General features: G+C 69.1%; 14 protein-coding genes. 12 read left to right on the top strand and 2 right to left on the bottom strand.

What is annotated here, in order from left to right; genetic code table 11:
* The 3 genes from BGN95_RS19640 to BGN95_RS19630 form a co-directional block, all read left to right on the top strand.
* Window positions 1-475: sulfite exporter TauE/SafE family protein (locus BGN95_RS19640; protein WP_286773753.1), on the top strand; the 475-nt coding region annotated here is incomplete at its 5' end.
* 64 nt (window positions 476-539) lie between these two features.
* Window positions 540-1,355, top strand: coding sequence for a TIGR02186 family protein (locus tag BGN95_RS19635; RefSeq protein WP_265268756.1), 816 nt, complete (start codon window positions 540-542; stop codon window positions 1,353-1,355).
* 82 nt (window positions 1,356-1,437) lie between these two features.
* The gene (locus BGN95_RS19630) at window positions 1,438-3,102 is read left to right on the top strand and encodes an ATP-binding protein (protein WP_179513086.1); all 1,665 of its coding nucleotides are present in this window, start codon (window positions 1,438-1,440) and stop codon (window positions 3,100-3,102) included.
* Between the two features lie 38 nt (window positions 3,103-3,140).
* On the opposite strand, the gene BGN95_RS19625 is transcribed toward BGN95_RS19630, so the two are convergent.
* On the bottom strand, window positions 3,141-4,613 hold the full coding sequence (locus BGN95_RS19625; protein ID WP_286773752.1) for a M23 family metallopeptidase: 1,473 nt from the start codon (window positions 4,611-4,613) through the stop codon (window positions 3,141-3,143).
* Between the two features lie 304 nt (window positions 4,614-4,917).
* Here BGN95_RS19625 and BGN95_RS19620 point away from each other — a divergent pair, with 304 nt between their 5' ends.
* From BGN95_RS19620 to BGN95_RS19590, 7 genes are all read left to right on the top strand, one after another.
* Window positions 4,918-7,386 (top strand): helicase-related protein, encoded by a 2,469-nt coding sequence (locus BGN95_RS19620; RefSeq protein WP_286773751.1) that lies wholly within the window; start codon window positions 4,918-4,920, stop codon window positions 7,384-7,386.
* A gap of 19 nt (window positions 7,387-7,405) precedes the next feature.
* Window positions 7,406-7,687 carry a S4 domain-containing protein gene (locus tag BGN95_RS19615; RefSeq protein WP_179513798.1) on the top strand — a complete coding sequence of 94 codons (282 nt, stop codon included), beginning with the start codon at window positions 7,406-7,408 and terminating at the stop codon, window positions 7,685-7,687.
* 58 nt (window positions 7,688-7,745) lie between these two features.
* Entirely contained in the window at window positions 7,746-8,087 is a 342-nt protein-coding gene (gene fdxA / locus BGN95_RS19610; RefSeq protein ID WP_179513083.1) for a ferredoxin FdxA, read from the top strand.
* Between the two features lie 313 nt (window positions 8,088-8,400).
* On the top strand, window positions 8,401-8,934 hold the full coding sequence (locus tag BGN95_RS19605) for a CarD family transcriptional regulator (protein WP_179513082.1): 534 nt from the start codon (window positions 8,401-8,403) through the stop codon (window positions 8,932-8,934).
* A 276-nt stretch (window positions 8,935-9,210) separates the two neighbouring features.
* Complete coding sequence (locus BGN95_RS19600; RefSeq protein WP_265313562.1) at window positions 9,211-9,951, top strand: head GIN domain-containing protein; 741 nt, start codon at window positions 9,211-9,213, stop codon at window positions 9,949-9,951.
* 129 nt (window positions 9,952-10,080) lie between these two features.
* Window positions 10,081-10,809 carry a head GIN domain-containing protein gene (locus tag BGN95_RS19595; protein WP_179513080.1) on the top strand — a complete coding sequence of 243 codons (729 nt, stop codon included), beginning with the start codon at window positions 10,081-10,083 and terminating at the stop codon, window positions 10,807-10,809.
* Between the two features lie 41 nt (window positions 10,810-10,850).
* A complete protein-coding gene (locus BGN95_RS19590; protein ID WP_286773750.1) occupies window positions 10,851-11,570 on the top strand; it encodes a GIN domain-containing protein in 720 nt (239 codons plus the stop codon).
* Window positions 11,571-11,658: 88 nt separating this feature from the next.
* Here the strand turns inward: BGN95_RS19590 and BGN95_RS19585 are convergent, their stop codons facing one another.
* Complete coding sequence (locus BGN95_RS19585; RefSeq protein ID WP_286773749.1) at window positions 11,659-12,915, bottom strand: aspartate kinase; 1,257 nt, start codon at window positions 12,913-12,915, stop codon at window positions 11,659-11,661.
* A 57-nt stretch (window positions 12,916-12,972) separates the two neighbouring features.
* Here BGN95_RS19585 and ubiG point away from each other — a divergent pair, with 57 nt between their 5' ends.
* Both ubiG and BGN95_RS19575 read left to right on the top strand, forming a co-directional pair.
* Entirely contained in the window at window positions 12,973-13,728 is a 756-nt protein-coding gene (gene ubiG / locus BGN95_RS19580) for a bifunctional 2-polyprenyl-6-hydroxyphenol methylase/3-demethylubiquinol 3-O-methyltransferase UbiG (RefSeq protein ID WP_432423377.1), read from the top strand.
* A gap of 209 nt (window positions 13,729-13,937) precedes the next feature.
* Window positions 13,938-15,758, top strand: coding sequence for an ABCB family ABC transporter ATP-binding protein/permease (locus tag BGN95_RS19575; protein WP_265268760.1), 1,821 nt, complete (start codon window positions 13,938-13,940; stop codon window positions 15,756-15,758).
* Window positions 15,759-15,971: the final 213 nt, after the last annotated feature.

The following is a 15,971-nucleotide window of genomic DNA, read 5'->3' as shown; positions in this document are numbered from 1 at the left end:
GCCGCGCCGTCGGCGGCATCATCCGCTCGTCGCCAGCCTGCCGTTCCGCATGCGTTTCTATCGCTCGGGCCTCTATATCTCGCCGCTCGCGCCGCTGCTGCTCGGGGTCGCGACCGGGGTGCTGACGATCCTGCTCGGGATCGGCGGCGGGTTCGTGCTGGTGCCGGCGATGATCTACCTCCTCGGCATGGCGACGCAGGTGGTGGTCGGCACTTCCCTGTTCCAGATCCTGTTCGTCACCGCGGCCGCGACGATGGTCCACGCCACCACCACCAAGGCGGTGGATATCGTGCTCGCCGGGCTGCTGCTGCTCGGCTCGGTCGCCGGGGCGCAGATCGGCGCGCGCTTCGCGGCCAAGGCGAGGCCCGAATATCTCCGCCTCGCGCTGGCGATCATGGTGCTGCTCGTCGCGATAAGGATCGGTCTCGGTCTCGGCTGGCGCCCCGACGAAATCTACACCGTTGAGCTTTCATGAGAGTCCGTTTCGACAAGGCGGTACCGGCCCGCTCCCCCACCCGATCTCCCATGAGCATATCCTGATGGGAGGCCGAGTGGGGGAGCGGGCCGGTACCGCAACGAAGCGCTGGCGCATTGCCGTTGCCTTTGCGGCACCGTTGGCGATCGCCGCGAGCAATCCCGGCAGCAAGCCGGTGCTGGTGCCCGACGTGTCGCAGCGCGAAATCGAGATCGCCTATAGCTTCACCGGCGCCGAGCTGTTGCTGTTCGGCGCAATCCTGCTCCCGCCGGGCGAGCCGCGCGCCGATGCGCGCCACCCGATCGACGTCGTGGTGGTGGTCAAGGGGCCGGTCCAGTCGATCACGATCCGCGAGAAGGAGAAGATCGCCGGGATCTGGGTCAATGCCGAGCGGCTCGGCTATCGCTCCGCGCCGAGCTTCTACGCGATCGCCTCGTCGCGCCCGATCCGCCAGCTGGTCGACGATCGCACCCGCGCGATCTACGAGCTGGGGCTCGACAGCCTCCAGCTTTCCCCCGCCTCCTCCGCCCCGGCCAATGTGCAGGACCGCTTCACCCGCGGGCTGGTCGACCTGCGCGCGCGCAGCGGGCTCTATTACGAGGCGCCGCACGCGGTGGAGATCACCGACGGCGTGCTCTATCGCGCACGCGTCAACATCCCGGCGCGCGTGCCGGTCGGGCGCTTCACCGCGGAGACCTTCCTAATCCGCGACGGCAAGGTGCTCGGCGCCGCGGTGCGCGATATCGATGTGCGCAAATCCGGGTTCGAGCGCTTCGTCGCGCGCGCCGCGCAGCGCTCGTCGTTCCTCTACGGGCTCACCGCGGTTGCGCTCTCGGTATTGCTCGGCTGGGGCGCGGGGCAGATCGCACGGCGGATCTGATAGCTTCGCCGACAAACCCTTACGCTAAATTTACCGCATCCCGCGCATGATCCGCCCAAATCCAAAAGGGTGGACCGACCAGATGACCGAAATGCCTGCCCCCGACAGCTTCACGGGGACGACGCCCGCCGCAGCCTATGACCTGGAGCGCCATACCGATCCGATCGGGATCGTCACCGAGATCGCCGGCGCCTCGGGGCGGGTGATGTTCGACATGGCGACGCTGGCCGCGCTCGCCGGCAACGACGATCCGGTCGCCGCGGCGAGCGGCCAGGTCGGCGGCCAGATCAAGGTCCAGGTCGAATCGCGCTGGCTGGTGGCGAGCGTCCGCGCGCTGCGGCTGCAGGATCTCGCCAGCGGGCAGGTCGAGGCGCAGATCGACTTTCTCGGCGAAGGCGACGAGGAGAAGCTGACCGGCAAGCTCTATCGCTTCCGCCGCGGCGTGACGCGTTACCCGGTGCCGGGGGCGGAGGTCTATCCGGTGTCGCGCAGCGATCTCCGGCAGGTCTATTCGGCCGACGATCGCGCGCATATCGAGGTCGGCGCGATCTATCCCACCAACGACGTGCGCGGCGCGCTCTATATCGACGCGATGCTCGGCAAGCATTTCGCGCTGCTCGGCTCCACCGGCACCGGCAAATCGACCGCCGCCGCGCTGATCCTCCATCGCATCTGCGCCTATGCGCCGCACGGCCATGTCGTGATGATCGACCCGCACGGCGAATATGCCGCCGCGTTCCGCGACAATGGCGCGCTCTACGACGTGTCGAACCTGCAGATGCCCTATTGGCTGATGAATTTCGAGGAACATTGCGAGGTGTTTCTCACCTCCGAGGGCGCCGACCGTCAGATGGATGCGGACATCCTCGCCAAATGCCTGCTCGCCGCGCGCGGCAAGAGCCGCGTCGGGCAGAATATCCCCAAGCTGACGGTCGATGCCCCGGTGCCCTATCTGCTGAGCGACCTCACCGCGCAATTGCAGGTCGAGATGGGCAAGATGGACAAAGCGAGCAACAGCGCGCCCTATCTGCGCATCAAATCCAAGATCGAGGAGATCAAGGCCGATCCGCGTTACGGCTTCATGTTCTCCGGGATGCTGGTCGGCGACACGATGGCGAATTTCATCTCGCGCGTGTTCCGCCTGCCCGGCGACGGCAAGCCGATCTCGATCATCGACGTTTCGGGGGTGCCGAGCGACATCACCTCGGTCGTCGTCGCGGTGCTGAGCCGGATGGTGTTCGATTTCGCGATCTGGTCGCGCAACGAGCCCAAGCGCCCGGTGCTTCTCGTCTGCGAGGAAGCGCATCGCTATATCCCGTCGGATCGCGACGATGCCACCTCGGTCTCGCGCATTCTCGGGCGGATCGCCAAGGAAGGGCGCAAGTACGGCGTCGCGCTTGGGCTGATCACCCAGCGCCCGTCGGACCTCGCCGAGGGCGTGCTGTCGCAATGCGGCACGATCATCTCGATGCGGCTCAACAACGATCGCGACCAGGCGTTCGTCCGCGCCGCGATGCCCGAGGGCGCGCGCGGCTTCCTCGATTCGATCCCCGCGCTCAGCAACCGCGAGTGCATCATCTGCGGCGAGGGCGTCGGGATCCCGATCCGCGTCGCGTTCGATACGCTGGAGGAGGAGCACCGCCCGGCCTCCGGCGATCCGCTCTTCTCCGAATTGTGGTCCGATGTCGGCCAGGAGGAGGAGATTATCGAGCGCACCGTCCAGAAATGGCGGATGCAGGGGAAATAAGCCGAAAGCCCCTCCCCTGAAGGGGAGGGGAGCGAGATCTACTTCTTCGGCGTGGCCAGCAGGTTCGCCACCTTGGCCTTGAATTCGCGCAGCGCCTTACCCGAAAGCACCGCGACGCTCGATAGCGAGACCGAACGCGGATTGACCGACACGCCGTTCTTCCACACTTCCCAATGGAGGTGCGGGCCGGTCGACAGCCCGGTCGACCCGACATAACCGATCACCTCGCCGCGCGTGACGCGCTGGCCGCGGCGCACCGCGATGCGGCTCATATGGCCATAGCCGGTGGCGATCCCGCCGGGGTGCGAGAGTTTGACGAAATTGCCGTAACCGCCCGCGCGCCCGGCCTGCGCCACCACCCCGTCGCTCGCGGCATAGATCGGCGAGCCGTAGCGCGCGCCGATATCCATCCCGGCGTGCATCCGCCGGAAGCCGAGCAGCGGGTGCATGCGCATCCCGAAGGTCGAGGTGACATGCCCCGCCACCGGCATCCCCATCGTGCCGCGCCGCCGGCTTTCGGCCTCCCTGGCGTCCCACCATTGCCCGCCCTCGCCCCAGCGCACCAGCTCGACGCGGCGGCGGCCCTGATCGAGCCCGGCGAGCTGGAGCTGGCCGACCTGCACCTCGCCGGTCGCGGCGCGCGCCTGATCGGCGATGATGTCGAACCGGTCGTCGGCGCGCACGTCGCGGCCGATCGACATGCGCGAGGCGAGCGCCTTGATATAGGCCTCGACCAGCCGCGCCGGCGCCCCCGCGGCGCGCGCCGAGCGATAGAGGCTCGATCCGACGCGGCCGGTGATGCGCAACGGGGTGTGATCGATCGCGATCGGGTGGCGTTCGAGCGTCAGCGTGTCGCCGGCGCGGTTGACCGCGAGGTTGAGATCGAATTTGGCGCGGAAGGCGAGCCGCTCGAGCGGGCGCGCGACGCGCTTGTCGGCGCGGCGGCCGAGCGTCAGATCGAGCATCGTACCCGACGGGATATCGCCCAGCGCCACCGCCTGCGAGACGAGCGAAGCGGCCTTGGCGGCATCGTCGCGGCCGACCCCGGCGCGTTGCAGCGCCGATCCCAGCCGATCGCCGTCGCCCAGCGTCGCGGTCAGCTCGATGATCGGGCGTTCGGGGGTCTCGGCGAGCGGGCGGACCATATCGTTGGCCGCCAGCCGCTTGCCCGTGGTGCCGCCGAGCCCGAGCGGGGCGATCGCCAGCGGACGCGCCTCATCCCACGCCGCCCCGCGCAGCGGGGGCGCGACATAGCCGGGGATCGGGGCGAAGCGCGGGCCGGAAAGCACCGCGGCGGCGCACAGCAGGGTGCAGGTCGCCAGACCGCGCCACCAGGTGAGCGAACCGATCTCCGCCCCCAGATCGGGCACCCAATCGATATGCGACAGATCGATCCGCCGGCCGCGCGGCGCTACCGCGGCGGGGATCGCGGCGCCCGCGCCGAGACTCCCGGCCGAGCCGGCACCGGCGGCGCCGGCCAGCTCGAGCCCAGGTGCTTCACGCAGAAACATGGCGAGGACGCCCCCCCAAAAAACCGTCAAGAAACCGAGTCGTCGGTCCAATCGCGTCGCCGACCCCCCGGCACAGCTACGAATCGTTGTGACCGACGGATGCTAAAGTCAAATTAACCGGCGGAAACCGCAGCTTGTGTTGCGGCGGGGCGTTCGGGCATCGCGGTGAAGCGGCACGCACGCCCGCAACCGCATTTTCCGTCCACCCTGGCCTGCGCCGGAATGGTCATAAAATTCCGCACTGATGTCGATGAAGCGGCGGGCGGTTGCATCTGCCGGCGCCTGCGCCGATGTAGGGTCCGTCATGCGCGTAACCGACCCCGCCCGCGTCACCGCGGTGCTCGGCCCGACCAACACCGGCAAGACCCATCTCGCTGTCGAGCGGATGGCCGCGCATTCCAGCGGGATGATCGGCTTTCCGCTGCGGTTGCTGGCGCGCGAGGTCTATGACCGCGTCGTCGCGATGAAGGGCGCCGACCGCGTCGCGCTGATCACCGGCGAGGAACGCATCGTGCCCAGGGATGCGCGCTGGTTCCTGTGCACCGCCGAAAGCATGCCGACCGATCGCGAGGTCGCCTTCGTCGCGCTCGATGAGGCGCAGCTCGGCGCGGATATGGAGCGCGGCCATGTCTTTACCGACCGGCTGCTCCACGCGCGCGGCCGTGACGAGACGATGATCCTCGGCGCGGACAGCCTGCGCCCGGTGATCCGCCACCTCGTGCCGCACGCCGAGATCGTCGAGCGCCCACGTTTCTCGACGCTGAGCTATGCCGGCGCGAAGAAGATCAGCCGGCTGCCGCGCCGCTCGGCGATCGTCGCCTTCTCCGCCGAGGAGGTTTACGCGGTGGCGGAAATGCTGCGCCGGCTGCGCGGCGGCGCGGCGGTGGTGATGGGATCGCTTTCGCCGCGCACCCGCAACGCGCAGGTCGCGATGTTCCAGGCGGGCGAGGTCGATTATCTCGTCGCGACCGATGCGATCGGCATGGGGCTCAACATGGACGTGGCGCATGTCGCCTTCGCCGGGCTGCACAAGTTCGACGGGCGGCGGCGGCGCCGGCTGACGATCGCCGAGATGGCGCAGATCGCCGGCCGCGCCGGGCGCCACCAGCGCGACGGCACCTTCGGCGCGCTGGTCGAGGAAGGCCCCGACGCCTTTCTTCCCGAGGAAGTGCTGGCGATCGAGGAGCATCGCTTCCCCGTGCTCGACTGGCTCTATTGGCGCGACGGGCGCCCCGACATGTCGACGCTCCCCGCGCTGATCGCCTCGCTCTCCGCCCCGCCCGACGACGAAATGCTGCGCGCCGCGCCCGAGGCAATCGATCTCGCGGTGCTGCGCCGGCTCGCCGACGATCCCGCGATCGCCGCGCGCGCGAAGGGGCAGGTCGCGCGGCTGTGGGCGGCCTGCGGCATCCCCGATTTCCAGAAGCTCGGCGCCGATCTCCACGCGCGCTTCGTCGCGCGCGTCTTCGGCTATCTCGCCGCCGGCCACATCCCGCACCAATGGTTCGCCGACGAGGTCGCGCGGCTCGATCGCGCCGATGGCGATGTCGAGACGCTCGCCGGGCGGCTCGCCGCGATCCGCACCTGGGCCTATATCGCGCAGCGGCCCGACTGGCTGGCCAATCCGGCGCATTGGGCGGCGCGCACGCAGGAAGTCGAGGAGCGGCTGTCCGACGCGCTCCACGCCGGGCTGACCCAGCGCTTCGTCGACAAGCGCACCAGCGCGCTCGTCCGCAAGATCGGCGGCGCCGCCGCCCTCCCCGCGACGATCGATCCGTCGGGCGAAGTGACGATCGACGGCCATTCGATCGGCCGGCTCGAGGGTTTTCGCTTCGTCGTCGCGCCCGAGGCGCGCGCGGCGGACAAGCGCCTGCTGCTCGCCACCGCCGAGAAGCGGCTGGCGACCGAACGCGCGCGGCGCGCGACGGCGCTGGTCGCCGCGGCGGACGGCGATCTGTCGATGCACGACGGCGCGATCCGCTGGCAGGGGCATGTCGTCGCGCGGCTCAAGCCAGGGCGCTCGCTCGCCCGGCCCGACGCGATGCTCGACGATGCGCTCGATTGCCTCGATCCGCCGCAGCGCAATGCGATCCTCGCGCGCATCCGGCGCTGGATCGACGAGGCGATCGCGCATGCCCTGCCCTCGCTCGCGCGGCTTGCGGCGCTGGCACGCGACGAGGCGGCGGGGCCGGCGTTGCGCAGCATCGCCGGTGCGTTGGAAGCCGGCGGGGGGTTCGCCGCGCGGCTGCCGCTGCGCGACAGCGTCGAGGCGCTGGCCCCCGCCGATCGCCAGCGGCTGCGCAAGGCGGGGGTGACGATCGGCGCGCTCGATCTGTTCGACGCGCGATTGCTCAAGCCGCGCGCGCAGCCGTGGCGCATCGCCTTGCTCGGCGCGCGCGGTGAGCCGCCGCTCCCCCCGCCGCCGGGCGCGACCGCGGTGCCGCGCGACACGCCGGGCGCGACCGCGGTGATGGGCTATCGCGCGCTGGCGATGCAGGCGGTGCGGGTCGATCTGGTCGAGCGCGTCGCGCGCGCCGCGCATGAGGCGCGCGAGGGGCGCAAGCCCTTCGCCCCCGATCCCGCGCTCGCCACCTCGATGGGGCTGCTCCCCGCGACGATCGCGCGGCTGATGGCCGAACTCGGCTTCCGTCCGGTGCGCGGGGTGGAAGGCCCGCCGGCGTGGCGCTGGCACGGCCGCCCGCGCGCTGAGGCGCCCCCGCCGCCGCGCGACAATGCCTTCGCCGCCGCCTTCGCCGGGTTGCGCCGTGGCTGACGCCCCCGCGCGCGCCACGATGCGGCTCGATCGCTTCCTGTGGTTCGCGCGGATCGTCAAGACGCGGGTGCTGGCGCAGGAACTGGCCGGCGACGGGCATTTGCGGATCGACGGCCGCGCGGTCGACCGCGCCGCGGCGGCGGTGCGCGTCGGCAATATCCTGACCTTCGCGCACCACGGCCGCGTCCGCGCGCTGCGCGTCGAGAAACTGCCCGCGCGGCGCGGCCCCCCGGCCGAGGGGCGCGCCTGCTACGAGGAACTGATTACTGATAACAACTCGCAGCAAGCCGGGAACGATTGACGATGCGGATCGCGCGGCATAGCAGCGCGTTAGTCCGTCCGAGGGGAGTTATCCGGCAATGACCTATGTCGTCACCGACGCCTGCATCCGCTGCAAGTACATGGATTGCGTCGAGGTGTGTCCGGTCGACTGTTTCTACGAGGGCGAGAACATGCTCGTCATCAACCCCAGCGAGTGCATCGACTGCGGGGTGTGCGAGCCCGAATGCCCGGCCGAGGCGATCCTGCCCGATACCGAGAGCGGGCTCGAAAAGTGGCTCGAGCTCAACACGACCTTCTCGGCGCAATGGCCCAACGTCACCCGCAAGGGCGACCAGACCCCGGCCGATGCCGACGAGCACAAGGGCGAGACGGGCAAGTACGACAAATATTTCTCGGCCGAGCCCGGCGCCGGCGACTGAGATTATCTGTTTGGGCGGCACCGGCCCGCGCCCCCACCCCGCCTCCCATCGACATGATGATCGGGGAGGCGAGGCGGGGGAGCGGGCCGGTGCCGTTCCACGGCCACACGCCGTCATGACACCACCGGGCAAAGCAGGCCAGCATCACTGACGTTGTGATGCTGGCAATTTTGTTACAGGCGTGCTATATAGGCCCAAGACGGCCAGTTCGAACCCGCGGCCGTGGAGATGTCCAACCCTTACCCTCCCGTCCGAAACGCTACGTGGCTTACACCGCGCTGGTGGCGGGACTGTCCTGACGAAAGGCCCCTAAATGGCTGCCAAGGCTCTGCATTTCGATGTCGGTGATTATGTCGTGTACCCCAAGCACGGGGTCGGCAGGGTCATCGAACTGCAGAAACAGGAAATCGCCGGCATGCAGCTCGAGCTCTACGTGCTGCGCTTCGAGAAGGAGAAGATGACGCTTCGCGTCCCCACCAACAAGGCCGAGTCGGTCGGCATGCGCAAGCTCTCGTCGGACAAGACGATGCGCGAGGCGATGGAGACGCTGAAGGGCAAGCCCAAGATCAAGCGCACCATGTGGTCGCGCCGGGCGCAGGAATATGAAGCGAAGATCAACTCGGGCGACCTCGTGTCGATCGCCGAGGTGGTCCGCGATCTGTTCCGCGCCGACGACCAGCCCGAGCAGAGCTATTCCGAGCGCCAGATCTTCGAAGGCGCGACCAGCCGTCTCGCCCGCGAACTGGCCGCGATGGAGCAGATCGACGAAGGCGCCGCGCAGGAGAAGATCCTCGAGATCCTGCGCAAGGCTGCGGCGATCTACAACAAGGACAAGGTGCCGGCCTGATCGCCGCCACCGATCCGGCGAATTGAGGGGCTGCCCGGCGACGGGCGGCCCCTTTTTCGTGGGAGCACGCGCGTTTCGCGGGCGCACCTCTCCCCGTTCGGGCCGAGCTTGTCGAAGCCCCGCCCTTTCTGGCCAGGAAGTACGCCCGTCCCCCGGACTTGATCCGGGGGAAGGGCGAACGGTTCGCATTTGCGCCAATCTCTTGCGCCTCATTTCGCCGTTTACGTCTGTAATCCCTTAGTGTATTGGCGCGTCAACACACCTAGGAGAGTCATGATGCGCCGCCATTTTCTCGCCCTGCCGCTTGCCCTCGTCATCGCCGGCACCGCCACCGCGCAATGGGGCGACGATCGCGGGCCGGGGGTCGCGCCGCGCAATGCCGGCGGGGCGCTGGTCTATCCGATCGACGGCTTCACCGCGGTCAGCCTCGCGCTGCCGGCCAATGTCGACGTCCGCGTCGGCCCCGGCTTTTCGGTGCGCGCAACCGGCCCGGCGCGGGCGTTCAACGACATCCGCGTCACCCGCAACGGATCGTCGCTGCAGATCGAACGCCGCTATCGCGGGCGGGTACGCGACGAAGACGCCGCGCGCGGGGTACGCTTCGTCGTGACGATGCCGCGGATCGACGGCGCCAATATCGGCGGCAGCGGCGGGATCCGGGTCGATCGCGTCAACGGCCGGCGCTTCGACGCCGCGATCGGCGGGTCGGGGTCGCTCACGCTCGATAGCGTCGCGGTCGACCGGCTGAGCGGGGAAATCGGCGGCAGCGGGTCGATCGTCGCCGGAGGCACCACCGGCGATCTCAAGGTCAATGTCGGCGGCTCGGGGCGCTTCGCCGGCGAGCGGCTGCGCGCGCGCGCCGCGACGGTCGCGATCGCCGGCTCGGGCGGGGTCCGCGCGCAGGTCGACGGCAATGCCACCGTCTCGATCGCGGGCAGCGGCGACGCCGATCTCGGCCCGCGCGCGCGGTGCGCGGTCAACCGCGTCGGCAGCGGCCGGGCACGCTGCGGGAGCTGAGCTTTTCCCTGCCCCGCCGTCGTTTCCGGCTCGGGACGAGGGCGGGCAGCGCCGCGCGTTAACCAACGCGGCTTGCCTCATGCGGCCAAAGGAGTATTATCTAAGTAACACACAGGAGACTAGCCCCTCATGCGTATCCTCGCCCTTTCGCTCTTGCTGCCGCTCGCCGCGTGCAACAGCGGCGACAGCATCGACACGCGCAACGCAATCCCCGCGAGCGGATCGGGGTCGGCGCGCACTTATGCCGCGGCCGACTTCACCGCGGTCGACCTGCGCGGGCCGGATGATGTCGACGTACGCGTCGGCTCGGCCTTCTCGGTCCGCGCGGAGGGCGATTCCGCGACGCTCGACCGGCTGGTGATCGCGCGCGACGGCGGCAAGCTGCGCATCGGCCGCAAGACGGGCTTCTTCCATTGGGGCAGCAGCGGCAAGGTCAAGGTGTTCGTGACGATGCCGCGGATCACCGCCGGCGCGCTCGCCGGATCGGGCGACCTGACGATCGATCGCGTCGACGGCAGCGATTTCCACGGCTCGCTCGCCGGATCGGGCAATATGAAGATCGGCCGCCTCGCCGCCGAGACCAGCGCGCTCTCGATCGCCGGATCGGGCAGCATCACCGTCGACGGCGGCGACGCCGCGCGCTTCAAGGCGTCGATCGCCGGATCGGGCGACATCACCGCCGCGAAGCTCGCTGCGCGCGAGGCGTCGGTCGATATCGCCGGATCGGGCAGCGTGAAGGCGACGGTCGACGGGCCGGCGCAGGTCTCGATCATGGGATCGGGCGACGTCGATCTTGGCGCCAAGGCGAAATGCGACGTCCATAAGGTCGGATCGGGCGAGGTGCGCTGCGGCGGGTGAAGGCTTGCGCGCGGCGCCGCTTCGCGCGACGCTGCCGCGCGATGAGACTTTCCCTCGCGCTCGCCGCCGCCGCCTCCACTTTGCTCGCCGCCCCTGCTGATGCCGCGGAGCGCAGCTATAGCGTCGGCAGCTATGAGCGGGTGCGGGTCGAGGGGCCGTTCGAGGTGCATATCGTCGCGGGCGCGTCGCCGCACGCCAGCGCCAGGGGAAGCGAGGCGATGCTGGCACGGCTCGACCTCGCGGTGAACGGCAATACGCTGGCGGTGCGGCTCGGCCCCGGCGGCTGGGGCGAGACCCCCAAGCGCGCGGGCGGCACCAGCCCGGTGGTCGTCACCTTGTCGAGCCCGCGCATCACCTCGATCCTGCTCACCGCGGGGGCAACGGTCACCGCAAGCAAGATTGCCGCCCAGCGCATCGATCTGGGCGTGACGGGCGCGGGCGCGCTGACCGTCGACGGCGCCGCGGCCGATCAGCTCAACGCGATGCTGATCGGCACCGGCAAGCTGCGTCTCGCCGGCAAGGCGGCGCGCGCGCGGCTGACGACCAACGGCCCCGGCACGATCGACGCCGCCGATCTTGCCGTCAACGACCTCACCGTCAGCGTCGAAGGCACCGGCGAGACCCGCGCGACGGCGCATTATACCGCCCAGGTGTCGACCACCGGGCTCGGCAAGGTGACCGTGCTCGGCACCGCCAAATGCACCGTCAAGGCGGTGGCCGACGGCCCGGTGGTGTGCGGCGTGGCCGCGAAGCGACAGTAAAAGTCAGGAATCACGGGCGAATGATCTCGGTGAGACACCGCCCCACCCCCGGCGCCTCCCCTGAAGGGGAGGGGTGAGCCCTCACCCCTTATGCCGCTTCTTCGGCGTCCAGCCCGTAAGCGGTGTGGAGCACACGCACCGCGAGTTCGGTCTCGTCCTCGTGGATCAGCACCGAGACCTTGATCTCGCTGGTGGTGATCGCCTGGATGTTGATCCCGCGCGCGCCGAGCGTGGTGAACATCGTCGAGGCGACGCCGGCGTGGCTGCGCATCCCGACCCCGACCACCGAGACCTTGGCGACCCGCGTATCGTGGACCAGCTCGGCAAAGCCGATCACCGCGCGCGCCTGGTTGAGCGTCTCGATCGAGCGCGCCAGATCCGCCGCGGGCACCGTGAAGGTCACGTCGGTCGACCCCGAGCCGTGCGCGATATTCTGGATGATCATATCGACGTTGATATTGGCCTCGGCCAGCGGCTCGAAGACGCTCGCCACCGCGCCGGGCTTGTCGGGCACGCTGGTCAGCGTGATCTTGGCCTCGTTCTTGTCGTGCGCGATGCCGGTGATGAGCTGGCGTTCCACGTCGTCGATCTCCTCTTCGCCCACGATCATCGTACCGGGCAATGTGTCCGCCATCGGGGCGTCTTCGCCGGTGAACGACGAGAGCACCTGGACGCGGACCTTTTCCTTCATCGCCAGCCCCACCGAGCGCGTCTGGAGCACCTTGGCCCCGACGCTGGCGAGCTCCAGCATCTCCTCATACGTCACCTTGGCGAGCTTGCGCGCGCGCGGGACGATGCGCGGATCGGTGGTATAGACGCCGTCGACATCGGTGTAGATGTCGCAGCGATCGGCCTTCATCGCCGCCGCCACCGCGACCGCCGAGGTATCCGATCCGCCGCGGCCGAGCGTCGTCACGCGGCCTTCGTTGACCCCCTGGAAACCGGGGATCACCGCCACCTCGCCCGAGGCGAGGCTCGCGTCGAGCGCCTCGGTGTCGATCGTCCCGATCCGCGCCTTGGCAAAGGCGTCGGAGGTGTTGATCGGCAATTGCCAGCCGAGCCACGAGCGCGCTTTGACCCCGAGCGCCTGGAGCGCGATCGCGAGCAGCCCGCTCGTCACCTGCTCGCCGGCGGAGACCACCACGTCATATTCGCGCGGATCGTAGAGCGGGGAGGCTTCGCGGCAGAAGCCGACGAGGCGGTCGGTCTCGCCCGCCATCGCGGAAACCACCACCGCGACCTGGTTGCCGGCGTCGACCTCGCGTTTGACGCGCGCGGCGACACTCCGGATGCGCTCGATCCCGGCCATCGACGTGCCGCCGAACTTCATCACGATGCGCGCCATTATCGCTCCCGTCCAACCTCCCTTGGGTGAAAACGGCGGCCCTGATAGGTAGGGCGCATGACAGACGCAACCGTAACAAAAGCGACGGTCCCCCCAAGCGCACCTTCATCGGTGCGCGCGGACGAGGCGGCGCATTTCGGCGCGATGGCCGGCGATTGGTGGAATCCGCACGGCTCCTCGGCGATGCTCCACCGGCTCAACCCGGCGCGACTCGGCTATATCCGCGAGCGGATCGACATGCATTGGGACGGCGACGGCGAGACGTTCACCCCGCTCGCCGGGCGCCGCGTGCTCGATGTCGGGTGCGGCGCGGGGCTGCTTGCCGAGCCGCTGGCGCGCCTCGGCGGCACCGTCACCGCGATCGACGCCGCGCCCGAGAATATCGCCGCGGCGCGCGCGCATGCCGGTGCGCTCGCGATCGACTATCGCGTCGGCGGGGTCGAGGCGGCGGCGGGCGAGACGTTCGATCTCGTCACCTGTCTCGAGGTGATCGAGCATGTCGCCGATGCCGCGGCGTTCGTCGCCGGGCTGGCGCAGGCGGTGGCGCCGGGCGGTCTGTTGATCCTTTCCACCCCCAATCGCACCGCGCTCTCGCGGCTCGCGCTGATCACGCTGGCGGAGGGATCGGGGCAGATCCCGCGCGGGACGCACGACTGGGCGCGGTTCATCACCCCCGATGAACTGCGCGAGATGCTGGCGGCGGCGGGGATGAAGGTGGTCGATGTGCAGGGGCTGAGCTTTTCCCCGACGCGCGGGTTTACGCTGAGCGAATCGACCACGCTCGATTATTTCGTGACCGCGGTGGCGGCGTAAACCTTTTACCGTCCCGGCGCAGGCCGGGACCCACTATCGAGCTGCTCGCAACTGGACCCCGGCCTTCACCGGGGTGGTTACGCAACAACTTTGGTGCTCCCGCGAAGGCGGGAGCCCAGTCTGGGTTCCCGCCTTCGCGGGACACAATTGTCTCGCGCAATGCCTAGCTATTGACGCCGGCCCCCCGCGTTCTGACATGCGCGTTGCCCATGCCGCCCCTCGCCCCCTCTTCCGCCAAGGCCGCCGACCGCCCGATGTGGCCGACGCTGCGCCGTTTCCTTCCCTATCTCTGGCCGTCGGATTCGCCGGGGATGCGGCTGCGCGTCGCGGCTGCGCTCGCGCTCGTCGTCTGTTCGAAGCTGGTGCAGGTCTATGGCGCGCCCTTCGCGTTGCAGGGCGTGGTCGACGGGATGGTGCCGGGGTCGCGCTCCCCGGTGACGCTGATCGTGCTGCTCGCGATCGGCTATGCCGCGGCGCGGTTCGGCTCGACCTTGTTCGACAACCTCCGCAACGCGGTGTTCGAAAGCGTCGGGCAGGAGGCGACGCGGCGGCTGGCGGTGCGCGTGTTCCGCCACCTCCACCAATTGTCGCTGCGCTTCCATCTCGAACGCCGCACCGGCGCGGTCACCAAGGTGGTCGAGCGCGGCACCAAGAGCATCGATACGATGCTCTATTTCATGCTGTTCAACATCGCCCCGACGGTGCTCGAACTGACGCTCGTCATCGGCATCTTCTGGACCAAATTCGGCTGGCCGCTGGTTGTCGCGACGCTGGTGATGGTCGCGGTCTATATCTGGTTTACCCGCGTGGTGACCGACTGGCGCGCGGCGCTACGCGAGCGGATGAACGATCTCGATACCGGCGCGGTGGCGCATGCGGTCGATTCCTTGCTCAACTTCGAGACGGTGAAATATTTCGGCGCCGAGGATCGCGAAGGGCGTCGCTACGAGGGCGCGATGACCGCTTATGCCAAGGCCGCGGTCACCTCCGAGAACAGCCTCGCCTGGCTCAATATCGGGCAGGCGCTGATCACCAATCTGATGATGGCCGCGGGCATGGCCTGGGTGGTGATCGGCTGGGGCCAGGGCAAGTTCACCGCGGGCAATGTCGTGCTCGTCTCGACCTTGCTGTCGCAATTGTTCCGTCCGCTCGATCTGCTCGGGATGGTCTATCGCACGATCCGTCAGGGGGTGATCGACATGGGGGCGATGTTCGATCTGGTCGACACCGCCGCCGAGGTGGTCGATGCGCCCGGCGCGCAACCGCTCCACGTCACCGCCGGCCATCTGCGCTTCGAGAACGTCCGCTTCGGCTACGACCCCGGGCGCGATATCCTCAAGGGCATCGATCTCGACGTGCCGCCCGGCGCGACCGTGGCGGTGGTCGGGCCGTCGGGCGCGGGCAAGTCGACCTTGGCGCGATTGCTCTATCGTTTCTACGACCTCACCGGCGGGCGGCTGACGATCGACGGGCAGGATATCGCCGAGGTGACACAGGCCTCGCTGCGCGCCGCGATCGGCATCGTCCCGCAGGATACGGTGCTGTTCAACGACACGATCGGCTACAATATCGCCTACGGCCGCGAGGGCGCCACCGAGGCGGAGATCGAGGCGGCGGCGCGGGGGGCGGCGATCGCGGGCTTCATCGAGCATCAGCCCGAGCGCTATGCGACGCGGGTCGGCGAGCGCGGGCTCAAGCTGTCGGGCGGCGAGAAGCAGCGCGTCGCGATCGCGCGCACCTTGCTCAAGAACCCGCCGATCCTGATCCTCGACGAAGCGACCAGCGCGCTCGACAGCCGCACGGAGGCGGAGATCATGGCGACGCTGGAGGCGATCGAGCGCGGGCGGACGACGATCATCATCGCGCACCGCCTCTCCACCGTGGTCCACGCCGACAAGATCGTCGTGCTCGAAGCGGGGCAGATCGTCGAACAGGGAAGCCACGCGCAACTGCTCGCGCGCAACGGGCTCTATGCGGAGATGTGGGCGCGCCAGGCCAAGGAACGCGAGGAAGCGCTGGCGGCGGAGTAACTGCCCGCTCTCGTCAAAGCGACGCACCTATCCCCGTTCGGGCTGAGCCTGTCGAAGCCCTGCACTTTTCTTCCGCGGGAGAAGAAGTACAGCCCTTCGACAAGCTCAGGGCGAACGGAGTGGTTTAGGCACTCTCATGCCAGCAGATCGCGATATTCGGGGTGCCGCGCGATATAGGCGCGGACGAACGAGCATTGCGGGATCACCTTGAGC

The sequence above is a fragment of the Sphingomonas sp. 66-10 genome (genome assembly GCF_001897045.1).
In the GTDB taxonomy this organism is placed as follows: domain Bacteria; phylum Pseudomonadota; class Alphaproteobacteria; order Sphingomonadales; family Sphingomonadaceae; genus Sphingomonas; species Sphingomonas lycopersici.
Note: the sequence above shows the minus strand (reverse complement) of the source record. Positions and strands in the feature narration are given on the sequence as shown.

Bases quoted from the DNA above. Each gene is read 5' to 3' on its own strand.
- BGN95_RS19620 (WP_286773751.1), top strand. From the start codon at position 4,918: ATGCGCGTAACCGACCCCGCCCGCGTCACCGCGGTGCTCGGCCCGACC.
- BGN95_RS19600 (WP_265313562.1), top strand. From the start codon at position 9,211: ATGCGCCGCCATTTTCTCGCCCTGCCGCTTGCCCTCGTCATCGCCGGC.
- BGN95_RS19595 (WP_179513080.1), top strand. From the start codon at position 10,081: ATGCGTATCCTCGCCCTTTCGCTCTTGCTGCCGCTCGCCGCGTGCAAC.
- fdxA (WP_179513083.1), top strand. From the start codon at position 7,746: ATGACCTATGTCGTCACCGACGCCTGCATCCGCTGCAAGTACATGGAT.
- BGN95_RS19590 (WP_286773750.1), top strand. From the start codon at position 10,851: ATGAGACTTTCCCTCGCGCTCGCCGCCGCCGCCTCCACTTTGCTCGCC.
- BGN95_RS19615 (WP_179513798.1), top strand. From the start codon at position 7,406: ATGCGGCTCGATCGCTTCCTGTGGTTCGCGCGGATCGTCAAGACGCGG.
- ubiG (WP_432423377.1), top strand. From the start codon at position 12,973: ATGACAGACGCAACCGTAACAAAAGCGACGGTCCCCCCAAGCGCACCT.
- BGN95_RS19635 (WP_265268756.1), top strand. From the start codon at position 540: ATGGGAGGCCGAGTGGGGGAGCGGGCCGGTACCGCAACGAAGCGCTGG.
- BGN95_RS19605 (WP_179513082.1), top strand. From the start codon at position 8,401: ATGGCTGCCAAGGCTCTGCATTTCGATGTCGGTGATTATGTCGTGTAC.
- BGN95_RS19585 (WP_286773749.1), bottom strand. From the start codon at position 12,915: ATGGCGCGCATCGTGATGAAGTTCGGCGGCACGTCGATGGCCGGGATC.
- BGN95_RS19630 (WP_179513086.1), top strand. From the start codon at position 1,438: ATGACCGAAATGCCTGCCCCCGACAGCTTCACGGGGACGACGCCCGCC.
- BGN95_RS19575 (WP_265268760.1), top strand. From the start codon at position 13,938: ATGCCGCCCCTCGCCCCCTCTTCCGCCAAGGCCGCCGACCGCCCGATG.
- BGN95_RS19625 (WP_286773752.1), bottom strand. From the start codon at position 4,613: ATGTTTCTGCGTGAAGCACCTGGGCTCGAGCTGGCCGGCGCCGCCGGT.